Origin of the sequence: Humibacter sp. (assembly GCF_051954055.1) — a bacterium.
Taxonomy (GTDB): domain Bacteria; phylum Actinomycetota; class Actinomycetes; order Actinomycetales; family Microbacteriaceae; genus Humibacter.
Genome location: NZ_JBQCIE010000016.1, coordinates 1 through 20,412 on the forward strand (window position 1 = coordinate 1; position 20,412 = coordinate 20,412).

Annotated in this window: 14 protein-coding genes and 1 pseudogene; 5 read left to right on the forward strand and 10 right to left on the reverse strand. The window is 67.2% G+C overall.

Going from position 1 to position 20,412, the window contains the following annotated elements; translation table 11 throughout:
• Positions 1-160 precede the first annotated feature (160 nt).
• Genes ACTHNC_RS01415 through ACTHNC_RS01445 form a run of 7 tightly spaced genes read right to left on the reverse strand, consistent with a single transcriptional unit; the run spans position 161 to position 13,130 of the window.
• Positions 161-655, reverse strand: coding sequence for a phosphoribosyltransferase (locus tag ACTHNC_RS01415; protein WP_440292816.1), 495 nt, complete (start codon positions 653-655; stop codon positions 161-163).
• 55 nt (positions 656-710) lie between these two features.
• Positions 711-4,967, reverse strand: coding sequence for a hypothetical protein (locus ACTHNC_RS01420; protein ID WP_440292803.1), 4,257 nt, complete (start codon positions 4,965-4,967; stop codon positions 711-713).
• Positions 4,949-6,550 carry a family 43 glycosylhydrolase gene (locus tag ACTHNC_RS01425; RefSeq protein ID WP_440292804.1) on the reverse strand — a complete coding sequence of 534 codons (1,602 nt, stop codon included), beginning with the start codon at positions 6,548-6,550 and terminating at the stop codon, positions 4,949-4,951. The genes ACTHNC_RS01420 and ACTHNC_RS01425 overlap by 19 nt, the downstream gene beginning before the upstream one ends.
• Before the next feature lie 9 nt (positions 6,551-6,559).
• Entirely contained in the window at positions 6,560-9,523 is a 2,964-nt protein-coding gene (locus tag ACTHNC_RS01430) for a hypothetical protein (RefSeq protein ID WP_440292805.1), read from the reverse strand.
• Between the two features lie 48 nt (positions 9,524-9,571).
• The gene (locus tag ACTHNC_RS01435) at positions 9,572-11,137 is read right to left on the reverse strand and encodes an ABC transporter substrate-binding protein (RefSeq protein WP_440292806.1); all 1,566 of its coding nucleotides are present in this window, start codon (positions 11,135-11,137) and stop codon (positions 9,572-9,574) included.
• Positions 11,138-11,187: 50 nt separating this feature from the next.
• Positions 11,188-12,162, reverse strand: coding sequence for a carbohydrate ABC transporter permease (locus ACTHNC_RS01440; protein WP_440292807.1), 975 nt, complete (start codon positions 12,160-12,162; stop codon positions 11,188-11,190).
• Positions 12,159-13,130, reverse strand: coding sequence for an ABC transporter permease subunit (locus ACTHNC_RS01445; protein WP_440292808.1), 972 nt, complete (start codon positions 13,128-13,130; stop codon positions 12,159-12,161). Before ACTHNC_RS01445 ends, ACTHNC_RS01440 begins: the two co-directional genes overlap by 4 nt.
• A gap of 132 nt (positions 13,131-13,262) precedes the next feature.
• On the opposite strand from ACTHNC_RS01445, the gene ACTHNC_RS01450 reads away from it, so the two are divergent.
• From ACTHNC_RS01450 to ACTHNC_RS01465, 4 genes are all read left to right on the forward strand, one after another.
• Positions 13,263-14,351, forward strand: a complete 1,089-nt coding sequence (locus ACTHNC_RS01450) for a LacI family DNA-binding transcriptional regulator (RefSeq protein WP_440292809.1) — start codon at positions 13,263-13,265, stop codon at positions 14,349-14,351.
• A gap of 128 nt (positions 14,352-14,479) precedes the next feature.
• Positions 14,480-15,535 carry a hydroxyacid dehydrogenase gene (locus ACTHNC_RS01455; RefSeq protein WP_440292810.1) on the forward strand — a complete coding sequence of 352 codons (1,056 nt, stop codon included), beginning with the start codon at positions 14,480-14,482 and terminating at the stop codon, positions 15,533-15,535.
• Positions 15,532-16,341 (forward strand): alpha/beta hydrolase, encoded by an 810-nt coding sequence (locus ACTHNC_RS01460; protein ID WP_440292811.1) that lies wholly within the window; start codon positions 15,532-15,534, stop codon positions 16,339-16,341. Before ACTHNC_RS01455 ends, ACTHNC_RS01460 begins: the two co-directional genes overlap by 4 nt.
• Before the next feature lie 68 nt (positions 16,342-16,409).
• The gene (locus ACTHNC_RS01465; protein WP_440292812.1) at positions 16,410-17,462 is read left to right on the forward strand and encodes a S66 family peptidase; all 1,053 of its coding nucleotides are present in this window, start codon (positions 16,410-16,412) and stop codon (positions 17,460-17,462) included.
• Positions 17,463-17,700: 238 nt separating this feature from the next.
• Here the strand turns inward: ACTHNC_RS01465 and ACTHNC_RS01470 are convergent, their stop codons facing one another.
• The 3 genes from ACTHNC_RS01470 to ACTHNC_RS01480 all read right to left on the reverse strand — a co-directional run bounded on the left by ACTHNC_RS01470 (position 17,701) and on the right by ACTHNC_RS01480 (position 19,532).
• On the reverse strand, positions 17,701-18,213 hold the full coding sequence (locus tag ACTHNC_RS01470) for a glycine cleavage system protein R (protein ID WP_440292813.1): 513 nt from the start codon (positions 18,211-18,213) through the stop codon (positions 17,701-17,703).
• 44 nt (positions 18,214-18,257) lie between these two features.
• Positions 18,258-18,611, reverse strand: coding sequence for a glyoxalase superfamily protein (locus tag ACTHNC_RS01475; protein WP_440292814.1), 354 nt, complete (start codon positions 18,609-18,611; stop codon positions 18,258-18,260).
• Positions 18,612-18,719: 108 nt separating this feature from the next.
• Complete coding sequence (locus ACTHNC_RS01480; protein WP_440292815.1) at positions 18,720-19,532, reverse strand: isocitrate lyase/PEP mutase family protein; 813 nt, start codon at positions 19,530-19,532, stop codon at positions 18,720-18,722.
• A 217-nt stretch (positions 19,533-19,749) separates the two neighbouring features.
• On the opposite strand from ACTHNC_RS01480, the pseudogene ACTHNC_RS01485 reads away from it, so the two are divergent.
• A pseudogene (locus tag ACTHNC_RS01485) lies at positions 19,750-20,412 on the forward strand (hypothetical protein); the annotation flags it as partial.

Sequence of the window (20,412 nt, forward strand, 5' to 3'; positions counted from 1 at the left end):
ATAATCACAGGGAATAAGAGGGAAATTTTAAATTTTGTTTTGTTTGTTTTTTTGTTTTTTTTGTGTTTTTTGTTCTTTTTTTTTTTCTTCTTCACCCCGCGACTTGAATCAAGACCGAGGCGTCACGACTTGAATCAAGGCCGAGGCGTCGCGCGGCGGGCTAGGACCCGGCGAGCGCGTCCTCCTCGACGACGCTGCCCTTCCACGACCACGGGAAGTCGATCCACAGGCTCGTCTCGCGCCACGAGTAGTCCGGCATCGCGATCGACCCCGGCTTGGTGTAGATCGTCGCCGAGCGCACATCCGCTCCCTGCTCGCGGAGCAGTTCGACGGCGAGCGCGAGGGTGCGCCCGCTGTCGGCGACGTCGTCCACCAGCAGCACCCGGCGGCCGACGAGGAACTCGAGGTCGAGCTCGGGCGGCAGGACCGTCGGGGCATCCAGCACCTCGCCGATCCCGGTGTAGAACTCGACGTTGAGTGCGCCGCAGCTCTTCACGCCGAGGCCGTACGCGACGGCGCCCGCCGGAAGCAGGCCGCCGCGCGCGATGGCGACCACGACCTCCGGCACAAACCCGTCGGCGAGGATGCGCCGGGCAAGATCGCGCGTCGCGGCACCGAAGCCGTCCCAGCTCAGGTGCTCTCGCTCGGGCATCACGTCGGTCACTGGTTCTCCTGTCGTCGGTGAATCCAGCGTACGGGTGGCGATGCGTTCAGCCCGAGTAGCTCCCGAAGAGACGCAGCTCGGCGATGTTGATCCAGTTGTTGTTCACGATCCTCAGGTATCGGTAGGCGGTGACCGCGGTTCCGTCGGGCCGCGCCCAGGTCTGCCAGGAGAGCGTTCCGACGGCGTTGTTCGTCACCGGCGTCCAGGTCGACAGGTCGTTGGAGCCCTCGATGCGGAGGCCGGATGCCCGGTTGAGGCCGTTCGCATCCTGCCGCACGAGCAGCTCGGCGTGATCGAGGCTGACGCTGTGGCCCGCGCGGGAATCGAGGATCTCGGCGTATTGCCCGCTCACCGGTCCGATGTCGGAGAACGTGGACGCGTTCCCGTCGAACATGTTCGCAACGTACTTCTGGTTCGCCGTGTCGGGCTGACCGGTCGCCGTGACCGGAGTGAGCAGGCTGCCCGGGTCGGCGATCAGGCCGGCGTTCGAGGTGAGGAACACGCCGGATGCGTCGGTCGTGCGGGTCAGAGCCTGGCGCGGCTCCCCGTTCGGGCCGGCGTAGGTCACGCGGAAGGCGAGCAGGCGGGCGGGCGTGGCATCCGCCGCCTCCTTCGCGGAAGCGTGCCAGCTCGTCCCGCTTCCCGTGACCGTCGCCGAAGTTCCGTCGATCGTCGCCTTCACGTCGGTGATCGACTCCGAGGTCGTGAAGTCGAGGTTCACGGTGTCGCCGCCGACCGCGATGCCGGGCTCGGCATCGCTCGAGCCGAGGTGCGCAGTGGTGACGGAGTCGAGCGGCGGAGCCACGCGGACACCGAACAACCGCAGTTCGGCGATGTTGATCCAGTTGTTGTTCGCGATCTTGAGGTAGCGGTACGCCAGCGGCGACGTGCCGGGACGGAGCGCGAGGGTCTGCCAGTCCAGCGTTCCCTTGGCGTTGTTCGTGATGCTGGTCCAGGTCGACTGGTCGTTGGATCCCTGGATGCTCAGCCCGCTCGCCCGGCTCGTGCCGTTGTTGTCCTGCCGAACGAGCAGTTCGGCGCGGGAGAGCGCGACGGATCCTCCATCGCCGAAGTCGAGCGTGATGTAGTACTGCCCGTTCACCGGACCCACATCGGAGAACGTCGACGCGTTGTCGTCGAACATCTTCGCGACGTACGGCTCCTTCGACACCTCGACGTCCCCGCTCGGCGACACGGGCGTGCTGATTCCAGGCACGTTCCCGATGAGCCCCGCGGAGTCGGAGAGGAAGAGCTTCGAGCCATCCGTCGTCACGACCAGCGGATCCGCCTTCTGCCCGTCGGCCGTGGTGTAGCCGATCGCGAACGAGGTCGGCTGCCCGGATGCGATCGTGTTCGGCAGCACGATCGTCGCGGTCCATTGTGTGCCCGACCCGGTGACGGTGGCGGGCTGTCCCGCGATCGTGCCGGCGACATCCGTGATCGGCTCCGTGCTGGTGAAGGAGAGGCTGATCGTGTCGCCGTTGCTCGCGATGCCGGGTTCGGCATCGTTCGACGTGATCGTCGCGCTCGCGATGCGATCGACCGCCTCCTGACGGGCCCCGTGGATGTGGAACTCGGCGAGGTCGAAGATGCCCGGGAAGTTCGGATCGGTGGGCACCCCTGGGTCATCCACCTGCACCTTGAGGAAGCGGAACGCGGCGTCGGTCAACCCGGATGCGACGGGGAGCGTCTCCAGCCGGTTCGTGTTCGTCGTCTCCGTGGTGGTGAGCTTCGTCCAGGTGACGTCGTCGTTCGATCCGTACACGTTGGCGCCCTGCGAGCGATTGCCGAACGTCTGTCGCGCCTGCAGATCGAAGGCCGTCGTCTTCACCCGGTAGCCGCGACCGAAGTCGACGGTGAAGGAGTTGACGCTGAGGTCGCCGGGGAACGTGTAGTTGTCGTCGTCGGTCAGGTAGCCGATCGTTCCGGCGGGCAGGGTCGAGGTCGTGATGCCTGCGTAGTCCAGCGTTCCATCGGCGAGGCGCGGGTTGAGCAGCTGCAGCTGGGCGACGGCCTTCTGGATGCCTGCCAGCGCGGCTTCGAAGTCCGCGTCGCTGTCGGTCTTCTGTCCCGCTTCGGCAGCGGCGACGGCGGCGTCGAATGCGGGCTTCGTCGCGCTCGTGTAGGTCTGGGACGAGTCGTATCCCGCCTCGGCGAGTTTCACGGCATCCGCCCGGTTCTTCGCGATCCGCAGCGTGACCTTGAGTGCCGTCGTCGTCGTGCCGTCGTCGGCTTGCACGACCATCGTGTGGTCTCCGACGTTCTGGAGCGTCGGGCTCCAGGTCAGGTTGCCGTCGGATGTTCCGACGACGGCTCCGCTCGGTGCTCCGGACGTGGCGTATCCGACCGTTTCGTTCTGATCCGAGTCGGTGGCCTTGAGGCTGGTGTTCAGCTGCTCGCCGGCGATCCCCACCACCGTCGCCGTCGCGCCCTGCGTGAACAGCGGCGGCGAGACCGACGAGGCCGCGTTCGCGTTTACGTAGTCCAGGTCGATGTGTCCGCTCGGACCGGTGAACGTGTAGTAGACGATGTTATTGACGCCGGATTCCCAGCCGGGCACGACGCTCGTGTCCATGTCGTAGGTGATCATGCGCCACTGGCCGTGCGTGTCAGGAACGGTGATCGTCTGGTAGGGCTTCGTGCCGGGCCGGCTGCGCACCTGCAACGTCGAGACGGCGGTGGTTCGAACCCTGATCCCGACGGGGCTGTAGCCCGTGAGCGCTCCGTACTGCATGGTGCGGACGGCGAGCGTCGTTCCCTTCTTGTCGACGCGAGCGCGCATGATCGGGTTGCCGTCATCGGTGACGGTCGTCGCCTTTCCGCTGATGATGGATGCCTTCTGCGCGAACGGCACGTTCTTCTGCGGCGCAGGCACCTTCTCGCCCTTCGCGGCTGCCGGGATCGAGAGCCAGTAGTCGTCGCCCGTCAGCGTGCCTCCCCAGAAGCTCTGCAGCCCGTCGGAGGCGATCTTGGTTCCGACCTCGTTGACGTTGAAGTTGTAGTAGAGCGCGCCGTCACGCTGCTGGAACTGCTGCGCGATGTACGGCGCCACCTTCGCGACATCGATGTGTTCGTCGTAGGTGTAGATGTGGTACAGCTCGTTGAGCGAGTTGCTCCAGCGGCCGCGGTACGACTGGGCGAGCTTGCCGCCCTGCTGGGTGATGTCGATCCAGGGCACCTGGTAACCGTCCATGAACCCGAAGAACGCGTTCGCGCCGGTGAGCACGCGGTCGCCCATGAACCGATACGGGTCGACGGCGTTCGACGAGGTCGAAACGGTTCCCTTGACGGGGTCGAGGCGCGTGCCCTGCGTCGCGACGAGCCTGGCGAGCGTGGTCAGCGTGAGCACGTCGTCGCCGGCGTGCGCCTGGTCGCGCCCCATCTCGATGTGGTTGACGAAGGAGTAGCCGTAGGGATTGCGCGGGTCGTTCTTGTCGATCAGGCGGTACATGGATGCGAGCGCGCCGTTGACGTCCTGGTCTGGAGCGGTCGAGTTCACGGTGAACCATTCGACCGCCTGGTCGTAGCGGGCCTTGTTGTCGGTGAAGATGTAGCTGGCCATCGCGCCCTCGAGCGGGAGCGTCCCCTGGTTCATGTACCAGCCGTTGCCGTAGTCCATCGTGTTCACCATGGGCACCGCGAAGTTGTTCGTGAAGTCGGTCGTGTCCTGGTCGGTCCAGGCCAGCGGGTATCCGTCCGTGCCCGGCACGGCCGAGGTGTAGCGCAGCAGTTCGGCCGCGGCCATGATGCGATAGACGAACGGTCCCGTCTTGATCTCGGCATCCGCGAAGAACTTGTACCCGTTCGGGTTCATGTGACTCCAGATGCGCACGATCTTCAACGCGTTCTCGCGGTAGACCGGGTTGCCCGTCAAGTAGTAGAGGATCGCCTGCGTGTACGCGCCCTCGGAGTCCTGCCCCAGCTTGTTGCTCTCGTCGACGCTGTTGAAGTTACTCTCGGCGGGCACCCCATCGCCCGAACCCTGGTTCGCCGAGCCGAGCGTGGTGCTGGCGTAGCTGGTCGCGAGCATCCCCTGGTAGTAGCTCGTCCAGGGCTCCGCGCCGGCGATCAGTTCGTTGCGGGTGGTCTCCAGACTGGCCGCATCGACGCCGATTCCCGGATGTACGAAGCCCGCCGAGCTCCTGGTCTTATCGATGGTGACGGCCTTCGTCACCGTCGGCGTCGAGCTCGCGCCTGTTGAGGCGGCCGTAGCGGCCTGGGCCGGCAGCAGGCTTGCGACGATGACCGCACCCGCCGCTATGGCGGCGGCCCAGCCTCGCCGGCTCATGATCGTTGCGAACATTCGTCTCTCCTTCGTTGCAGATGTCGCGATTCGTGCTGCTCGAGCCGTATCGGACCGAACGTCGCAGTGAATGCCGCGTCGACGGTGTCGAACGCGAAGATGCCGGCCATCGATCCGGTGAACCGAAGCGCGTCGCCGTAGTCGTCGGACAGGATGCCGACATCGAGCATGGGTCCCAGCTCGGCGTCGTCCACGTGGAACCGCGCCGTCGCCCCGTCCAGCTCGGCGGCGAGCTCGACGGGACCATAGTCGAGGATGCGTGTGGCCAGGACGCGCGCACCGCCGCGGTCCCGCACCGTCACGACCGCGGCACGGGAACCGCCGCCGTTCCACTGCTGGCCCCGTTGCGGCTCGCCATCCGGCTCGACCCAGGTGATAGCGAGGGAGTAGTACGACGTGGAGTTGTACCAGAGCACGATGCCGGCGCCCTCGGTGAAGGTCTCGGGCGCGGCATCCAGCACCGCGCTCAACCGCGCGTGCGGCTCTTCGAGCGGCCGCGCCAGCAGGCTCACGCCGAATATCGACTCGAGACCATGGCGGCCGCGGATGCGCACCCGGTCGCCCTGCCGGACGGACCAATCGTCTGCCGATTCCCGCAGCGAGCGCCACGGCCACTCGGGCGGTTCCGCGTCCACCGCCGGCTGCACGTGCTCGGCATCCGCCTGCGAGTCCGGAGCGGTGAACTCGTCGGCCGGATGCCAGCCTCCGTGCGCCAGGCGCGGCCATCCTTCGACCCACCTGATCTCCTGCACGCACGTCTCCCGGCCCCACGGGAACTGCCTGCCCTGCAGCGTGTCGAGCCATCGCGACGCGAGATGGCCGATGAACCACCTGCCGTCCGCCGCCTGCACGAACTCGGCGTGCCCAGCCTTCTGCAGACGCAACGACCTGTCGTCACGGGAGGTGAGCAGCGGCCGGTCGTCCAACTCGTATGGCCCGAACAGGTCCCGGCTGCGCGTCATGAGCACGCCGTGCTCCACGCCCGTGCCGCCCTGCGCGAGCACGAGGTAGAACCAGCCCTCCCAGGTGAACAGCTTCGGCCCCTCGACCAGCGTGGGATGCTGCAACAGCAGCCTCGGGGCATCCGTCGTTCGCGTGCCGCCCGCGTCGAGCGGGACGATGAGGATGCCGGAGAACCGGCTTCCGCCGGGGCGCGAATCCGACTGCACGTTGAGCAGGTAGTGCCGGCCGTCGTGGTGGAAGATCGACGGGTCGAACCCGTGACCGCTGACCCGCCGCGGCGGCGACCACGGACCCTCCGCCGCCTCGGCGGTGGCGATGTACGTCTCCACGTCGAGCTGTCGCCCGTGGAAGGTGCGCACGATCGAGTAGGTGATCCAGAAGCGCTCGCCGTCGTGGCTCAGCGATGGCGCCCAGATGCCGGCCGAGTCGGGCACCCCGTGCAGGTTCCCCTCCGGGACCGCGCCGGCGTACTCCCAGCGCACGAGGTCGCGCGACCTCCTGATCGGGATCGTCGGGTACCACTCGAACGAGCTCGTCGCGAGGTAGAACCAGTCGCCGACTCTGATGATCGCCGGGTCGGGCGCGAATCCGCGCACGACGGGGTTGGCGGCGATGAGCACGAAGCTCCCTCAGTTCAGGTGGAGTACGACGGTGGTCAGGGGTGGAACGGTGATTCCGCTCGCCAGCGCCACGTGGTCCCTGTCGCCGTGGAAGCCTCGCGGAGGCGTGGTCAGCATGCGGGCCGTGCCCTGACCGGTCTCCTTCAGGGTGAAGGTCTGATCCGTCGAGGTGTTCATGCCGACGACATACCGCCCGTACCTCAGCTGGTAGTACGGCGCGATACCGACGAGCACCTCCTCGACACCGAGCTCGGTCGAGCCGAGGGCCGGGTGTGCGTCGTCGGGGATGATCGCCAGGGGGAGCACCTCGCCCGCGTACGCCTGGTGCACGGTGGGCCCTGGCGGTGTGATGCCGCCCTCGGGAAAGTTCGAACCGCCGTTGCTGTCGTTGATCGTGTAGTCCTGGTTGACCCAGTCCTGCACGGTGAACGTGTTCGAGCTGAGCTTGCCGTCGGTCTGTTCTCGCACGGTGGCCGACTGCTGCGAAGACGGCGTCACCAGGTGCACGCGTCCCCAGTTGTTGACGGCCTGTCGCGCGCGCCAGTACAGCGACGCGAAGAACAGCTCCTGCCCGTTCTTGATGGCGAGCACGCCGTCGACCTCATCGGTGAAGGCGAAGTCGGGAACATCCCAGTTCACCGGCATCCGCTCGCTGGATGCCGCAAGCCGGCGGAACGCGGGCAGGTCACGCGCGAGCATGCGTGTGGCGTTCAGCTGCACCCGGTTGCCCGTGTTCGTGAACATCAGGCTCAGCTGCGGAGCGAACTGCCCGTCGTCGAACATCTCCTGCGTCCACCCGGTGAGCTTCGGGTCGTCGAACGCGGCCGCCGCCATGACCGGACTGCAGTCCCAAACGGTGCGAGACGCGTAGATGACGATGCCGGGGTACTGCTCGTTGCGCCAGCCCACGACCGTTTCGAGCCGCGAGACGCGGTATCCGTCGGCATCCGCATCGAACTGCCGGAAGTAGCCGCGCGCCTGCACCATCTTGACCATCTGCTCGCGCACTTCGGGCGCCTCGACGGCCTGGTATCCGCGGGTGATCGACTCGTACATCATCACCAGCCAGTCGGTGACCTCGCCGTAGCTGCCGACATAGCCGAGCTCGCGGGTGAGTCCCCTCGGGGTGACGACGTAGTAGCCGGTTCCGAGCGGCTTGGTGCGCGTGCCGTCCGGCAACTCGGGGCCGTACCAGGGCTTCAGGCCGATGCTCTCGTAGACCCATTCGCGGGCGCGTGACTCCGGCCAGGCATCCTTCGGCGAGATCAGGGACAGGCCGCGGTTGCACTGGTAGATGCCGATCGCGGTGATCTGCGCCTGGTTGGAGTAGTGGCGCATGTTCTGCTTCCAGTAGTCGCGACTGGAGAGCAGCATGTCGGTGTACGCGGTACGACGGTCGGGCTTGCCGGGCGGCGCGGGCGGCGTGCCGTCGACCTGTTGCATCGTCACGTCGTCGAACCAGGCCGTTCCGGTGCCGTCGACGCGCAGGTCGATGCGCACCTTCGTGGCGCCGGACGGAACCGCCAGTCTCGCGGTGATCTGCTGCCAGTCGTGCGTTCCGGTCGCGCTGTAGAACTTCTGGTCGGACTTCACGATCTGTCCGGCGTCGTTGTAGAACAGGATGTCCAGATACGGCCCGAGCCCCGAGACGGCGTCGGTTCTGCACCACACGGCGAAGGCGTACGTGCCGGTGCCGATCAGCGGCCGGCCGGCGATGGTCACACCCACGGCGCTGCCCGTCGTGTCGTTCGCGTTCGCGGTGACCTTGAGGGATGAGCTGCCCGAGTGCGCGACGGTCGTGTCGGCGGTCACCGTGCCGGAGCCGCGCCACGTGGATGTCGACCATCCGGCGGTGCCGAGCTCGAAGCCCGGGTTCGCGACCGTGGTCGGACCGGTGGTGACGGTCTTGTCGAGCTCGTCCTGGATGTCCTCCCACAGGTACGCGAGCACGAGACCGACCCTGCCGAAGCCCTGCCACTGCTGGTCGGAGGCCGTGAGCACGGTGGGATCGGCCTTCCACGCGTTGTAGCGGCTGTCGATCGCCGCGCAGATCGCGGTGAGCGCATCCGGATTCTGGTACGCGGGACTGTCCTTCCACGCGTAGCCCTCGGCGAGCATGTTGAAGCCCCAGGCGTCCGTGCCGTAGGCGCCGCCCCCGTAGATGAGCGCGTTGTGCTCGGCGAGCACCTGAGTCGTCAGCTTCGCGATCGCGGCGTCGTCCTCGTTCGGCCGGGTCTTCGTGGCGGGCGCCGCCCCGAGCACGTCGGATGCCTCCGGCACGAAATACGGGTCTGTGTGGGTGTAGACGCGATAGACCGGCCGCGACGGCTCCGTCTGCTTGTAGAAGTAGGTGTCGGTGGTGCCGCCGTAGTCCCAGATGCGGCCCATGGACCGGATCTGAAGCTGCAGGCTCGTCTTGCCCTTAGTGGAGCTCTCCGGCAACGGGAGGGTGTGGAAGAAGAACCGGCCAGGGCTTCGGGGATCGGTGCCGAGCTGGTCGAGGTTGTCGACCGGGCCCTCGTCGTACCAACCGACGGACTCGCCGTCGACGAAGAGCTGCAGGCGCCAGTTGTGCGACTCATCCGCCTTGTCGGAGACGTCGCCGCCCCACAGCTTCACGGTCAGGTACGTCGTTCTGGTGGGGTCGACCTTGACAGTGAAGGCCGCCGAGCCGCCCCACCAGTCCGGTGTGGCCTGCGGGTTGAACACGCGGGCGGGCTGAGAAAGCGCCCCGGCGACCACGTCGGAGAGCGTGCCGCTCAGTGCGTGCGCCTTCTCGGATGCCGCATCGCCGAACACCACGGTGTCGAGCGGTGCGCCCAGCCCTGCCTTGGTCGTGCCCGCGCCCGCGGGTCGTACCGGACTCGCGGCCGACGCTGGAGCGGGCGCCCAGGTGAAGGCGCTGGCCGCCGCCACTCCGGCTGTCGCCGCGGCGACCGCCAACACGCTCCGCCGACTGATCTCGTTGCTCATGCTTTCTCCCGTTCACTTCGTCGTGGTGCTGGAAAACGCGCGGCCGCCCTAGTTCTGGTTCTTCAGGTAGGCGTTCACCTGCTTCTTCATCTCGTTCTGCAGCGTGCTGAGGCCCGCAGAGTCGGCGGCCGACTTGAGCTTGTCGAGCTGGCTGTCGACATCCACGACGCCGTAGTACAGCGGGTTCGCGTACTGCGTGATGACGTTGTTCATGGATGCCGCCGCCTGCTTCACCGGCGTGACATTCGGTATGAAGGATGCGAGCGTCGCCTTCGTGAAGTTGCCGTAGTCCTGCGCCCAGTCGAAGACCTTCGATTCCGAGTCGGTCATGAACGAGGAGCGCCGCTCGAGCTTGGTGCGCCACAGGAGCGAGAAGCCGGGGAACGCGTAGGTGCTCAGCTGCTTGACGCCGTTGGACCCGACGGGCTCCCAGTCGGTGCCCTTGACTCCGTATTCGAGCAGGTCGTGGTTCTCCTGGATCGACAGGTAGTCCTGCAGGGCGAGGGCTCGCTCGACGTTGCCGCCGTTGGCGTTCACGACGACGAGATTGTCGGCCTGGAACGTCTGCAGCGGCTTGGCCGAGGTGAGCGCGCCGCCGAACGGAAGGACCTCTTCGAGGTCCGCCGTCGGTACGGCCTTGCGCAGCCCGACGAGGGCGTTGCTCGCTGTGCCATCGGTGATCGCCCACTGCCCGGCGAACTTGCCTGCCTGGAACTGCGCCTGGATGGTTGCGCTGTCGGCATTGAGGCCGTTCGCGTTGATGATCCCGTCCTGGTAGTACTTACGGATGCGCCGCAGCGTCTCGACGATGCGATCGTTCTCCCAGAACGGCACGGGGTCGGCGGAGCCGGAGGCGAGGTCCTTCTCCTTCATGCTGAAGTAGAGGCCGGAACCGGCGAACAGCGTGTTGAAGTACGTCGTCGGGTCTTCCCACCCGCTCTGGTCGAAGAGTCCCACCGGTCCCTGCGGACCGATCGCGAGCTCGAACGTCTGGTTCGACGAGACCGCGAACGGCGTGATGCCTGACTCCTTCTGCTTGACGTCGTAGAAGAACTTCTCGAGGGTGCCGAAATCCTGAATCGTGCCGAAGCCGAGCTTGTCGGCCAGGTCCTTGCGGATGCTGAAGTGCTGCACCCGTCCGGCGCTGTTCACCTGGGGAACACCCCACAGGTGTCCGCTCCACTTGTTCGAGGAGATCAGCTCCGGCGCGAGCTGCTTCGACAGGTTCGGCCACTTGGAGATCTCCTTGGTGAGATCCACCAGCGACTTGTCCTGCTGCAGCTGCGCCATGTTGAGCCAGAGCGCCTGCAGGGCCGTGTCGAACTTCGCTCCGGCGGTGAACTTGAGCAACGACTGCTGGGCGTAGTTCGTCCAGTTGATGAACTGGGCGTCGAGCTCGAAGCCGTGCTCCTTCTTCAGGCCGGCGTTGAACTTCGCGAGCACGGTCTTCCAGTTGCTCGGCGCGGTGCTGGGAAGGATCGCCAGCGAGGTTCCGCTCAGGCTTCCGGACGAGCCGGCACTGCTGCATCCGGCGAGAGTTCCCGTGAGACCTAGGCCGATCGCGGCGGCGCCGCCCAGGGCGAGGAAGCCGCGACGGCTGATTGTCGTGGACATATCCGTGTACTCCTTTGTGAACAGATTGCGAGGGGTGGTGGGGGTGGGCTTCAGCCCTTGGTGGCCCCGAGGGTGAGGCCCTTGACGAAGAACCGTTGGGCGAAGGGGTAGGCGAAGAGGATCGGGGCGATCGTCATGACGGTCATGGCGAAGCGGAGCTGGTAGACGGGCGCCGCAGCCTGGGCCGCGGATGCTCCTGGCAGCGTCGCGGCGTTGGTCACGTTCGAGATGAGGTTCTGCAGGATCAGCTGCAGCGGGAACTTGTCCGGATCGGAGATGAACAGCAGCGCCATGAACCACTCGTTCCAATATGTGACCGCGTAGAACAGGCCGAGCACGGCGAGGATGGGCTTGGAGAGCGGGATGACGATCTGGAAGAAGATGCGGAGCTCGCCCGCCCCGTCCATGCGCGCCGAGTCGAGGATCTCTTCCGGCAGCTGCCGGAAGAAGCTGACCGCCACGAAGATGAGGAACGGCGCCAGCATGATCGGCAGGATCACCGAGAACCAGCTGTTGGAGAGGTCCAGCACCTGCGTCACCAGCAGATAGAGCGGAACGAGACCTCCCGTGAACAGCATCGGGATATAGGCGAAGATCGTGAGCGGCCGGCTGACGCGCGGCAGGCGCCTCGCGATGACCCAGGCCAGCGATGCCGTGCACGAGAGCGAGAGCGCCGTGCCCACGATGGTGATGAAGAGCGATGCGACGTAGCCGCTGACGAGCGACTGCCCTGAGAACAGCAGCTGGTACGCGGCGAGCGAGAACGGCGCGGGCCAGAAGCTATAGCCGTCCGCGGCGAGGGCGGACTCGTCGGTGAACGAGCCGGCCACGATCATCCACAGCGGAACGAGGCAGAACACCGCGAAGATCGACACGCACGCGTAGCTGACGACGGTGAACGGCTCGAACTTCCCGCGGCCGCGACGGCGATGAGGTGCTGTGCGTGCCGGACGCACCTCGTCGAGCACGGTCTGCGCCTCGATGTCGGTGACGGTCTGGGTACGACCGGATGCGATGAGGCTCACAGGATGCTGCTTTCCTTGTCGACGCGACGCTGCACGAGCACCGCGGCGGAGACGAAGACGAACCCGACGACGGACTGGAAGAGCCCGATCGCGGCGGTGGTGCCGAAGTCGCCGACCGTGCGCAGAGACCGGAACACGTACGTGTCGATGACGTCGGTGGTGGGGAACAGGGTGCCGTTGTCGCCGACGATCGCGTAGATCGTGGCGAAGTCGCCGAAGAAGATGCGGCCGACGCCGAGCACGATGAGGATGCCGAGCGTTGGCAGCAGCAACGGCGTCGTCACCGATCGCGCCATGCGCGCGCGGCTCGCGCCGTCGATCGCGGCGGCTTCATAGACCTCCTCGGGAATCGACGTGATGGCCGCGAGGAAGATCACCGAGGTGTAGCCGCCGAGCTGCCAGACCTTGACGAACGTGAGGATCCACGGCCAGGCTCCCGGCGTCGTGTACCAGTTCACGTCGGGCAGGTCGAAGACGTTCAGCAGATTGTTGACCATGCCGCCGCGGCCACCGACCCCGGCGAGCACGGCCTGCAGGATGATGCTGATCACGATCGGCGAGACGAAGTACGGGAAGAAGATGATCGACTGCCCGAACCGTCTGGTGAAGTGTCCCTTGATCTCGTTCAGCATCAGGGCGAGCAGCAGTCCTGCTCCGAGCGACGCCGCGAGGAAGAGCGCGTTCAGGAAGATCGTGTTGATCACGATGCGCGGCGCGTCGCCGCTGGAGAAGAAGTAGGCGAAGTTCTGCAGTCCGTTCCACGGGCTGCCGAAGATGCCGTCGCTGATGTTGAAGTCCTTGAAGGCGACGACGAGTCCGGCCATCGGCCCGTAGGCGAAGACCGCGAACCAGACGACGCCGGGGAGCGCCAGAAGGAGCAGGCCAAGGGTGCCGCGACTCGTCGGCTTTCGACGCCGGCGAACGGCGATGGCGCCGCGTGGTGCGGCGACTGCGGTGCCTCGTTGCACGGTGGCTCCTTGAACGATGTGGCTTCAGTTCCGGGCTTCGTTCCTGGCATCCCTCAGGATTGGAACTAGTTTCACTCGGCGAAGCTAGACCACCTCCCGGCGTAAGTCAAGCGACCGAGTACGATCCCGTGCATGCCCACTCCAGACCAACCTCGGCGCGGCCGGTCGGGCGGTTCGCGCGGACCGGCGCGCGTCGGAGCCGCGAATCTGCGTGACGTCGCGGCCCGCGCGGGGGTCTCGCCGGCGACCGCCTCGCGGGTCTTCGGGGACAGCGGCAGCGTGCACGCGGAGACGCGCGCGCGGGTGCTCGCGGCGGCCGACGAGCTCGGGTACGTCGTCAACGGATTGGCCAGGGCGATGACCGGCCGGGGTCCGGGCACGGTGGCATTCCTGGTGCGCACGATGATCGGCCCCACCTTCGCCTCGCTCGCCGCGGGAGCCGAGAGCGTCGCGACGGCCAACGGACACCTCCTCCTGATCTCCACGACCCAGGGAGACCCCGAGCGCGAGAGCCGGCTCGTCGCGACCCTGCGCGAGCAGCGTGCAAGGGCCGTGCTCTTCGTCGGCTCGACCGAGTCGAACGAGGAGTTCGACTCGCGCGCCGCCCAGTACGCCAAGGACCTCGCGGATGTCGACGCCCCGCTGATCCTGTGCGGCCGGCCGCCGATCCGCAGCGCTCCGGGCATCGTGAGCGTCGACTACGACCACAAGGCGGGCATGGCATCCGCCGTCGACGAGCTGGTCGGGCTCGGGCATCGGCGCATCGCCTACATCGGAGAGCCGCGCGGAATGACCACGGCCGACCTTCGCATGGACGGCTACGCGCAGGCCATGAAGCGCCACGGGCTCGCCGTCGACTCCGACCTCATCCGCTCGTCCGCGAACACGGAGAGCTCGGGAGCCGCGGCGGCCGGAGACCTGCTGCGCGGCATCCGCACGCCGACGGCCATCGTGGCCATGACCGACAACATCGCCGTCGGTGCCTACCGAGCGGCGCGCGCCCTCGGCCTGCGCATTCCGGAGGACATCTCCATCGTGGGCTTCGACGATGTGCCCGTCGTCGGTGACCTCACCCCTGGGCTCACCACCGTGCACCCGCCGTTCCACGAGGTCGGAGTCCAGGCGGCGCGGATCGCTCTAGGACTCGAGCGACCGAGGAACGTGCTGCTGCAGTCGTCGTTCATGCGCCGCGGCTCTGCCGCACCGCCCGTCGCCGACTGAACTGGACTCGACCATCGCGCGGTTGCGTTCGTCGCTGAATGTAACTAGTTTCAGTCATCAGAGGCGAACGCTTCGCACCACGAACGTCCCGGCATGGCGGCCGGACGACCAGCATCAGTGAGGTTTTCATGACGAGCGCTCCGGGGAGCACGACGTCGCCTGAACGCGCATCCGCAGCAGTCGGCGGCGCGAAGGGCACCGTCGACTTCGCGATGACGATGAGCCCGCCGGAGCTTGCGGCGCACCTGTTCGGTACCGGCTTCGAGGCGCTGCGCATCGACGGCGCTCGCCCGCTTCACACCGTTCCGTTCACGACGTTCGAGCATCCGGATGCCCGTCGCGCGCTCGAGCGCGCCGACGTGCTGATCACGGCGTGGGGCGCTCCACGGCTCAGCGATGCGGACCTGGACAGGGCGCCGCGGCTGAGGTACCTGCTCTACGCGGGCGGGCAGGGTGCGATCCTGCTGCCGGAGAGCGCACGCGAGCGGGGCATCCAGGTCTCGAACGCGGGGTGGCTGAACGCGATCCCGGTCGCCGAGTTCACCGTCGCGATGATCGTTCTGGCGAACAAGCGCGCGTTCGAGGCGAACAGGATGTATCGCCGCCGGCGTGCACGGATCGACCGCGAGATCGAGTTCCCGCGCGCCGGCAACCGCGGCAAGACCGTCGGAGTCGTCGGCGCATCCCGCATCGGCCGCATCGTGATCGAACGGCTGCGGGGAATGGACCTGAACGTTCAGATCTACGATCCCTTCCTCGACGCCGCGGAGGCGGCGCGCCTCGGCGTCACGCCTCTCGCCCTCGACGAGCTCATGCGCAGCAGCGACATCGTCACGTTGCATCCGCCGCTGAACACCTCGACGGCCGGCATGATCACCGCCGAGCTGCTCGCGCTGCTGCCCGACGGAGCAACGCTGATCAACACGTCACGCGGCGCGATCATCGACCAGACGGCCCTGCTCGACGAGCTGCGCACCGGCCGCATCGAGGCGATCCTCGACGTCACGGTCCCCGAAGTGCTGCCGCGCGACTCGGAGCTGTACACGCTCCCCAACGTGTTCCTCACTCCGCACATCTCCGGTTCGATGGGCACCGAGATCCGCCGCCTCGGAGAGCACGTGGCCACCGAGCTCGAGCGCATCGTGCTCGGTCAGCCGCTCGCGTTCCCCGAGGAACTGCCGTGACACTGCACCTCATCGAGACCATCGCGCCGGCCGGGGGGACCCGCGGAACGATCGTCGCACTGCCGGGGCTCGCCGAGTCGGCCGAGACCCTCCGCGTCACCACCGCCCACTGGGCGCACTGCGGGTTCCGCGTGCTCTCCATCGACCCGCGCGGCCACGGGCGATCGCCGCGGTGGACAGCGGAGCTGCTGCGCAGGCATCCGGGCGATGTCATCGTCGACGACGTGCTCGAGACCATCGAGCCGGAGCTCGACGGCGGGGCGCTGGTGCTGTTCGGGCACTCCGCCGGCGGGTCGGCTGCCGCGGCCGTCGCCGCCCGGCGGCCGAGGGGACTGGCGGCGGTGCTGCTCGAGGACCCGTTCTGGCGGCTGCCGGTCACGCGGCATCAGGACCGCCAGGTGGCCGAGGCCGCCGCCGCGACGCTCGAGCATCAGCAGTCGCTGACGGATGCCGAGAGACTGGCCGAGCTCGCCGCCATCCATCCCGGCTGGCCGGCCGACGAACTCGACGCGTGGTCGGAGGCGAAGCAGCGCATGGATGTCACCCTGGTGCGCAACGGCGACGTCATCCCTTCCACGGGCTGGCCGACGCTGCTCGCGCAACTCGCCGGCGCGCGCATCCCCGTGCACATCGTGACGGGCACGGTCGCGATCGGCATCACGGCGAACCATCGCGCGATCGCGCGTTCTCTCGGAGCCGAGGTCATGGTGATCGAGGGCGCGGGCCACTTCGTACGCAGGGATGCCCGCGACCGGTTCCACACCATCGCCGACACGTTCCTCGACGAGACGGTACCTGCGCGATAAGCGACGAGTTCTGATGCGGGGGCGCGCTCGCCCCGGACCCGAGTACGACGGTCTGCTTCAATGACCGGATGACACCACCTCGCTTCACGTCCGTGCCGAAGGCCGTCCCCGGCGACCGCGTCGCAGTGCTGTCGCCCGCGTTCGCCGCACCCGCCGTGTCGCCGGCCGTGCACGAGCAGGCGATGCGACGGCTCACCGAGTCGACGGGACTGATTCCGGTCGAGTACCCGACCACGCGACAACTCGGGGCGAGTGCCGAGGCGCGCGCGACCGACGTCAATGCGGCCTTCGCGGATGCGAGCATCCGCGCCGTGCTGGCGACGATCGGCGGCGACGACCAGATCACGGTCATCCCGCACCTCGACGACGACGTGATCGCCGCGAACCCCAAGCCGTTCCTCGGCTACAGCGACAACACGAATCTCCATAATCACCTGTGGAGCCTCGGCGTGCCGAGCTTCTACGGCGGATCAACACAGGTGCATCTGGGGCCGGGGCCGGCGATCGACGACATCCACCTGCTGTCGCTCAGGGCCGCGCTGCTCGACGGCGGGGAGACACAGCTCACCGAGCCCGGCGAGTCCGAGGACTTCGGCGTGGAGTGGACGGATCCGCGCGCCCTGACCGAGTTCGGCGAACGCGAGGCGACCGAGCCGTGGACGTGGGCCGGACCGGATCGCGCGGTCGAGGGCCGCACCTGGGGCGGATGCATCGAGGTGATCGACCCGCTCGCGGTTGCCGACCGGATGCCCGCCACCGGCGACCTCGACGGCGCGATCCTGCTGCTGGAGACAAGCGAGGAGTTGCCGGATGCCGATCAGGTGATGCGGTGGGTGCGCGGTCTCGGCGAGCGGGGCATCCTCTCCGCGGTCGCCGGCGTGCTCGTCGCGCGGCCGCCGGTCAGCGAACTGCATCGGAGCGTTCCGTCCGTGAAGGAGCGCTCGCAGCTGCGCGCGGCGCAGCGCCACACGGTCATCGAGCAGGTCGCCCGGTACAACCCGGATGCCGTCGTCTGCGTCGGCGTGCCTTTCGGGCACACGAGACCGCAGTGGATCGTGCCGTACGGAGGGACGATCCGGCTCGACGGCGCCGAGCGCACCGTCACCGCCGACTACAGCTGACTGAGGCGAGAGCAGAGCGAGCTCGCTCGCTATGCCGAGCCGATGGAGGCTGTTGAGCAGCGCAGCTGGGAGCACAGCTGACTGAGGCGAGAGCAGAGCGAGCTCGCTCGCTATGCCGAGCCGATGGAAGCTGCCCAGCAGCGCAGCTGGGAGCACAGCTGACTGAGGCGAGAGCGGAGCGAGCTCGCTCGCTCTGCCGAGCCGATGGAAGCTGCCCAGCAGCGCAGCTGAGCCGGCGTCACTCGACGACGCTGAGGTCGACCTGGATCTCGCCCGCCAGCCGCTCGAGATCCACGACCACGGCGGCGACATCCGTTCCTTCAGGAACGCGAGCGACGACATCCGCTTCGAACAGCACGCCGCCGGCCATCGGCGCCTCGCGCGTCTCGCTGGAGAAGTGGTCGATCGTGAGTCCGTGGCGACTGAGGATGCCCGTGACGTCGCGCACGATTCCGGGCCGGTCGTTTCCGAGTACGGAGAAGGTCAGCTGGCGGTCGGCGTGCGGGGCGGCATCCGTCGCACCCTCGTGAACGGTGATGCGGAGGAGCCCGTCGAGGCCCTGCAGGGCGTCGCGGAGGTCGTCGAGGCGGGCATCCGGAACCGAGACCAAGACGATGCCGGCGAACGCTCCGGACAGCTCGGCGAGCTCGCTCGTCTCCCAGTTGCCGCCGTGCTCGCTGACCCTGTCGGCGAGCGATTGCACGAGTCCGGCGCGATGGTCGCCGACGACGGTGAGCACGAGCCTGGCCATGGGACGAGCTTAGGCGGTGCTGGTCGCGGCGGTCGGCGGTTCAGTCAGTCCGCGTGCTCGACGATGTTGATCACGTTCCCATCGGGTGCTCGCACGAAGAATCGGCGCACACCCCACGGCTCGGTGCGCAGCGACAGGACGATCTCGTATCCGAGACGCTGAGCCTCTTCGTACGCCGCCTCCACGTCGGGCGTGTGCACGGAGATGACGGAGTCCTCCGGGGCATCCGCGTCTGAAGTCACGAGTTGAACCTGGGCGCCGGTCTGCTGATCGGTGAGCCGCGCAACCCAGCCGAGGTTGAACTCCTCGTCGGTCAAGCCCAGAAAGCCTGCGTAGAACTCCTTCGCCTTCTCGATGTCGTCGACCGGAAGGTTCGCGGTGATGCGTGTCGATCGCATGATTCCCCCTTGAATCGGATGACTCAGGTCGTGTCCGCTGCTTGCCTCAGTTCAGCGACGATAGCCCTCGGGGTCTCCGTCGCTCGCCTCACGTCACCGCCGCTCGCCTCAGTTCAGAGGCGGAAGCCCCTCGGGCACGACGCCCTCTCCATACAGCTCGGCTGCGAGGTCGCGCAGTGCCAGCAGGGCGACTCGCTGCGGAAGCGGCCCATACGAGATTCGCGCCACGCCCAGCTTCTCGTACTCGGATGCCGGCAACGCACCAGGTAGTCCGATCACGGACACCTTGCCCCAGCCGATGCCGTCCACGAGACACTCCACCACCTCCCGAGTCAGCGCACCGGGCACGAAGACGAGCGCGGCGCCCTCGTCGAGGAATGCACGACCGCGGGAGACGGCTTCCTCGATACGATCCTCGGGCGAGCGATCCTTGCCGAGGAAGAGAGCATCCGTTCGGGCATTCAGCTGGAAGGCGACGCCCTCCGCCTCGGCCGCCTTCGTGATGGCACGCACCCTGGCGACTGACTCGTCGAACGGCCGGAGACGGTCCTCCACGTTCGCGCCGACGATGCCAAAGCCGATCGCACGACGGATGGTCTCTCCCGGGTCGTCGTATCCGTCGTCGAGGTCCGCCGTCACGGGGAGGTCCACCGCCTCGGCGACGGTCCTCGCACCGGCGAGAGCGAGGTCGACAGGCATCCCGCCGTCTTCATAGCCGAAACTCGCAGCGATGGAGTGACCCGCAGTGGCGATCACCTTCGTCTCGGGAAGGGATGCGACGACACGCGCACTCACGGCATCCCAGACGTTGACGACGCGCAGGATTTCGGGCGCCTCGCACAGAGCTTTCAGTGTGAGCGCTCGGTCGGCGGTGGTGGGGCGGGCGAGAGTGGCGGCGGTGGTGCCAGCGGCGTCGGTCATGGTCCGACAGTAACGGGTGGGTGCGACAGCTGTGGGTGCGATGTGGGTGCCGGGTGTGGCTCCGCGGAGAGGTTGAAGGTGCGGTGCCAGATTCGTAGATGTGTTCTATCTGCTTCTTGCTTGCTTCCTTTATTGTCCCCTTTCCGTCCCCAGTCGGCGATATAGGAACCTATCCCCACCTCGATACTTTGTTCGAATGCTGAGGTAGGATGGCAGCATGGCATTCCACCACCTCACGCGGCTCCCCGAGATGACCGCGATGGTGTGCGCCATCCTGGAGAGACCAGATGCTGCTGCGACCACCGAAACAGGCTCCGGACAGTCGGTCTCGACGCTCGACGCAGGTCTGCCATCGGCACTCTCGACGTCCGCGCCGTCCGCGTTCGCGCGCTCCGCATCCGCGCCGTTCGCGCCCTCGTCTTCCGCGCCCTTGTCTTCCGTACCCTCCCCGCCCTCGTCTTCCGTACCCTCCGCTTCCGCGCCCTCATCTTTCGTGCCCTCCGCGTCCGCGTCCGCGTCTTCCGCGCGCTCACTGGTCGAGGTGGTGCACCGCCTGCCCGATGCGGAACTGGAAGCTCTGTTGTCGCAGGCCGCTTCCGGTCGGGCGGAGTTCGACCGGGTGATCACGGTCGCTGCCGGGGAAGCAGCGAAACGTTCGCACCGCACCCTCGGGCACGGTGGGCTTGCGCAGCGGCGTGGGCACCGCACCGTGATCCAGCTCGTGCAGTCCCTCACCGGAGAATCCAAGGGCGAAGCGGCCCGGCAGGTGAAAGTCGGGGAACTGATCGGGGAGACCGACGCCGCGCAACGCACCAGCACAAGCACCGACACGGACAACCCCGGCGACACCAGCACTGACGGCGGTGACATCGAAACGAGC

Coding starts and splice junctions, on each gene's coding strand:
- ACTHNC_RS01430 (WP_440292805.1), bottom strand. CDS start 9,523: ATGAGCAACGAGATCAGTCGGCGGAGCGTGTTGGCGGTCGCCGCGGCG.
- ACTHNC_RS01450 (WP_440292809.1), top strand. CDS start 13,263: ATGCCCACTCCAGACCAACCTCGGCGCGGCCGGTCGGGCGGTTCGCGC.
- ACTHNC_RS01475 (WP_440292814.1), bottom strand. CDS start 18,611: ATGCGATCGACACGCATCACCGCGAACCTTCCGGTCGACGACATCGAG.
- ACTHNC_RS01435 (WP_440292806.1), bottom strand. CDS start 11,137: ATGTCCACGACAATCAGCCGTCGCGGCTTCCTCGCCCTGGGCGGCGCC.
- ACTHNC_RS01465 (WP_440292812.1), top strand. CDS start 16,410: ATGACACCACCTCGCTTCACGTCCGTGCCGAAGGCCGTCCCCGGCGAC.
- ACTHNC_RS01455 (WP_440292810.1), top strand. CDS start 14,480: ATGACGAGCGCTCCGGGGAGCACGACGTCGCCTGAACGCGCATCCGCA.
- ACTHNC_RS01470 (WP_440292813.1), bottom strand. CDS start 18,213: ATGGCCAGGCTCGTGCTCACCGTCGTCGGCGACCATCGCGCCGGACTC.
- ACTHNC_RS01480 (WP_440292815.1), bottom strand. CDS start 19,532: ATGACCGACGCCGCTGGCACCACCGCCGCCACTCTCGCCCGCCCCACC.
- ACTHNC_RS01420 (WP_440292803.1), bottom strand. CDS start 4,967: ATGTTCGCAACGATCATGAGCCGGCGAGGCTGGGCCGCCGCCATAGCG.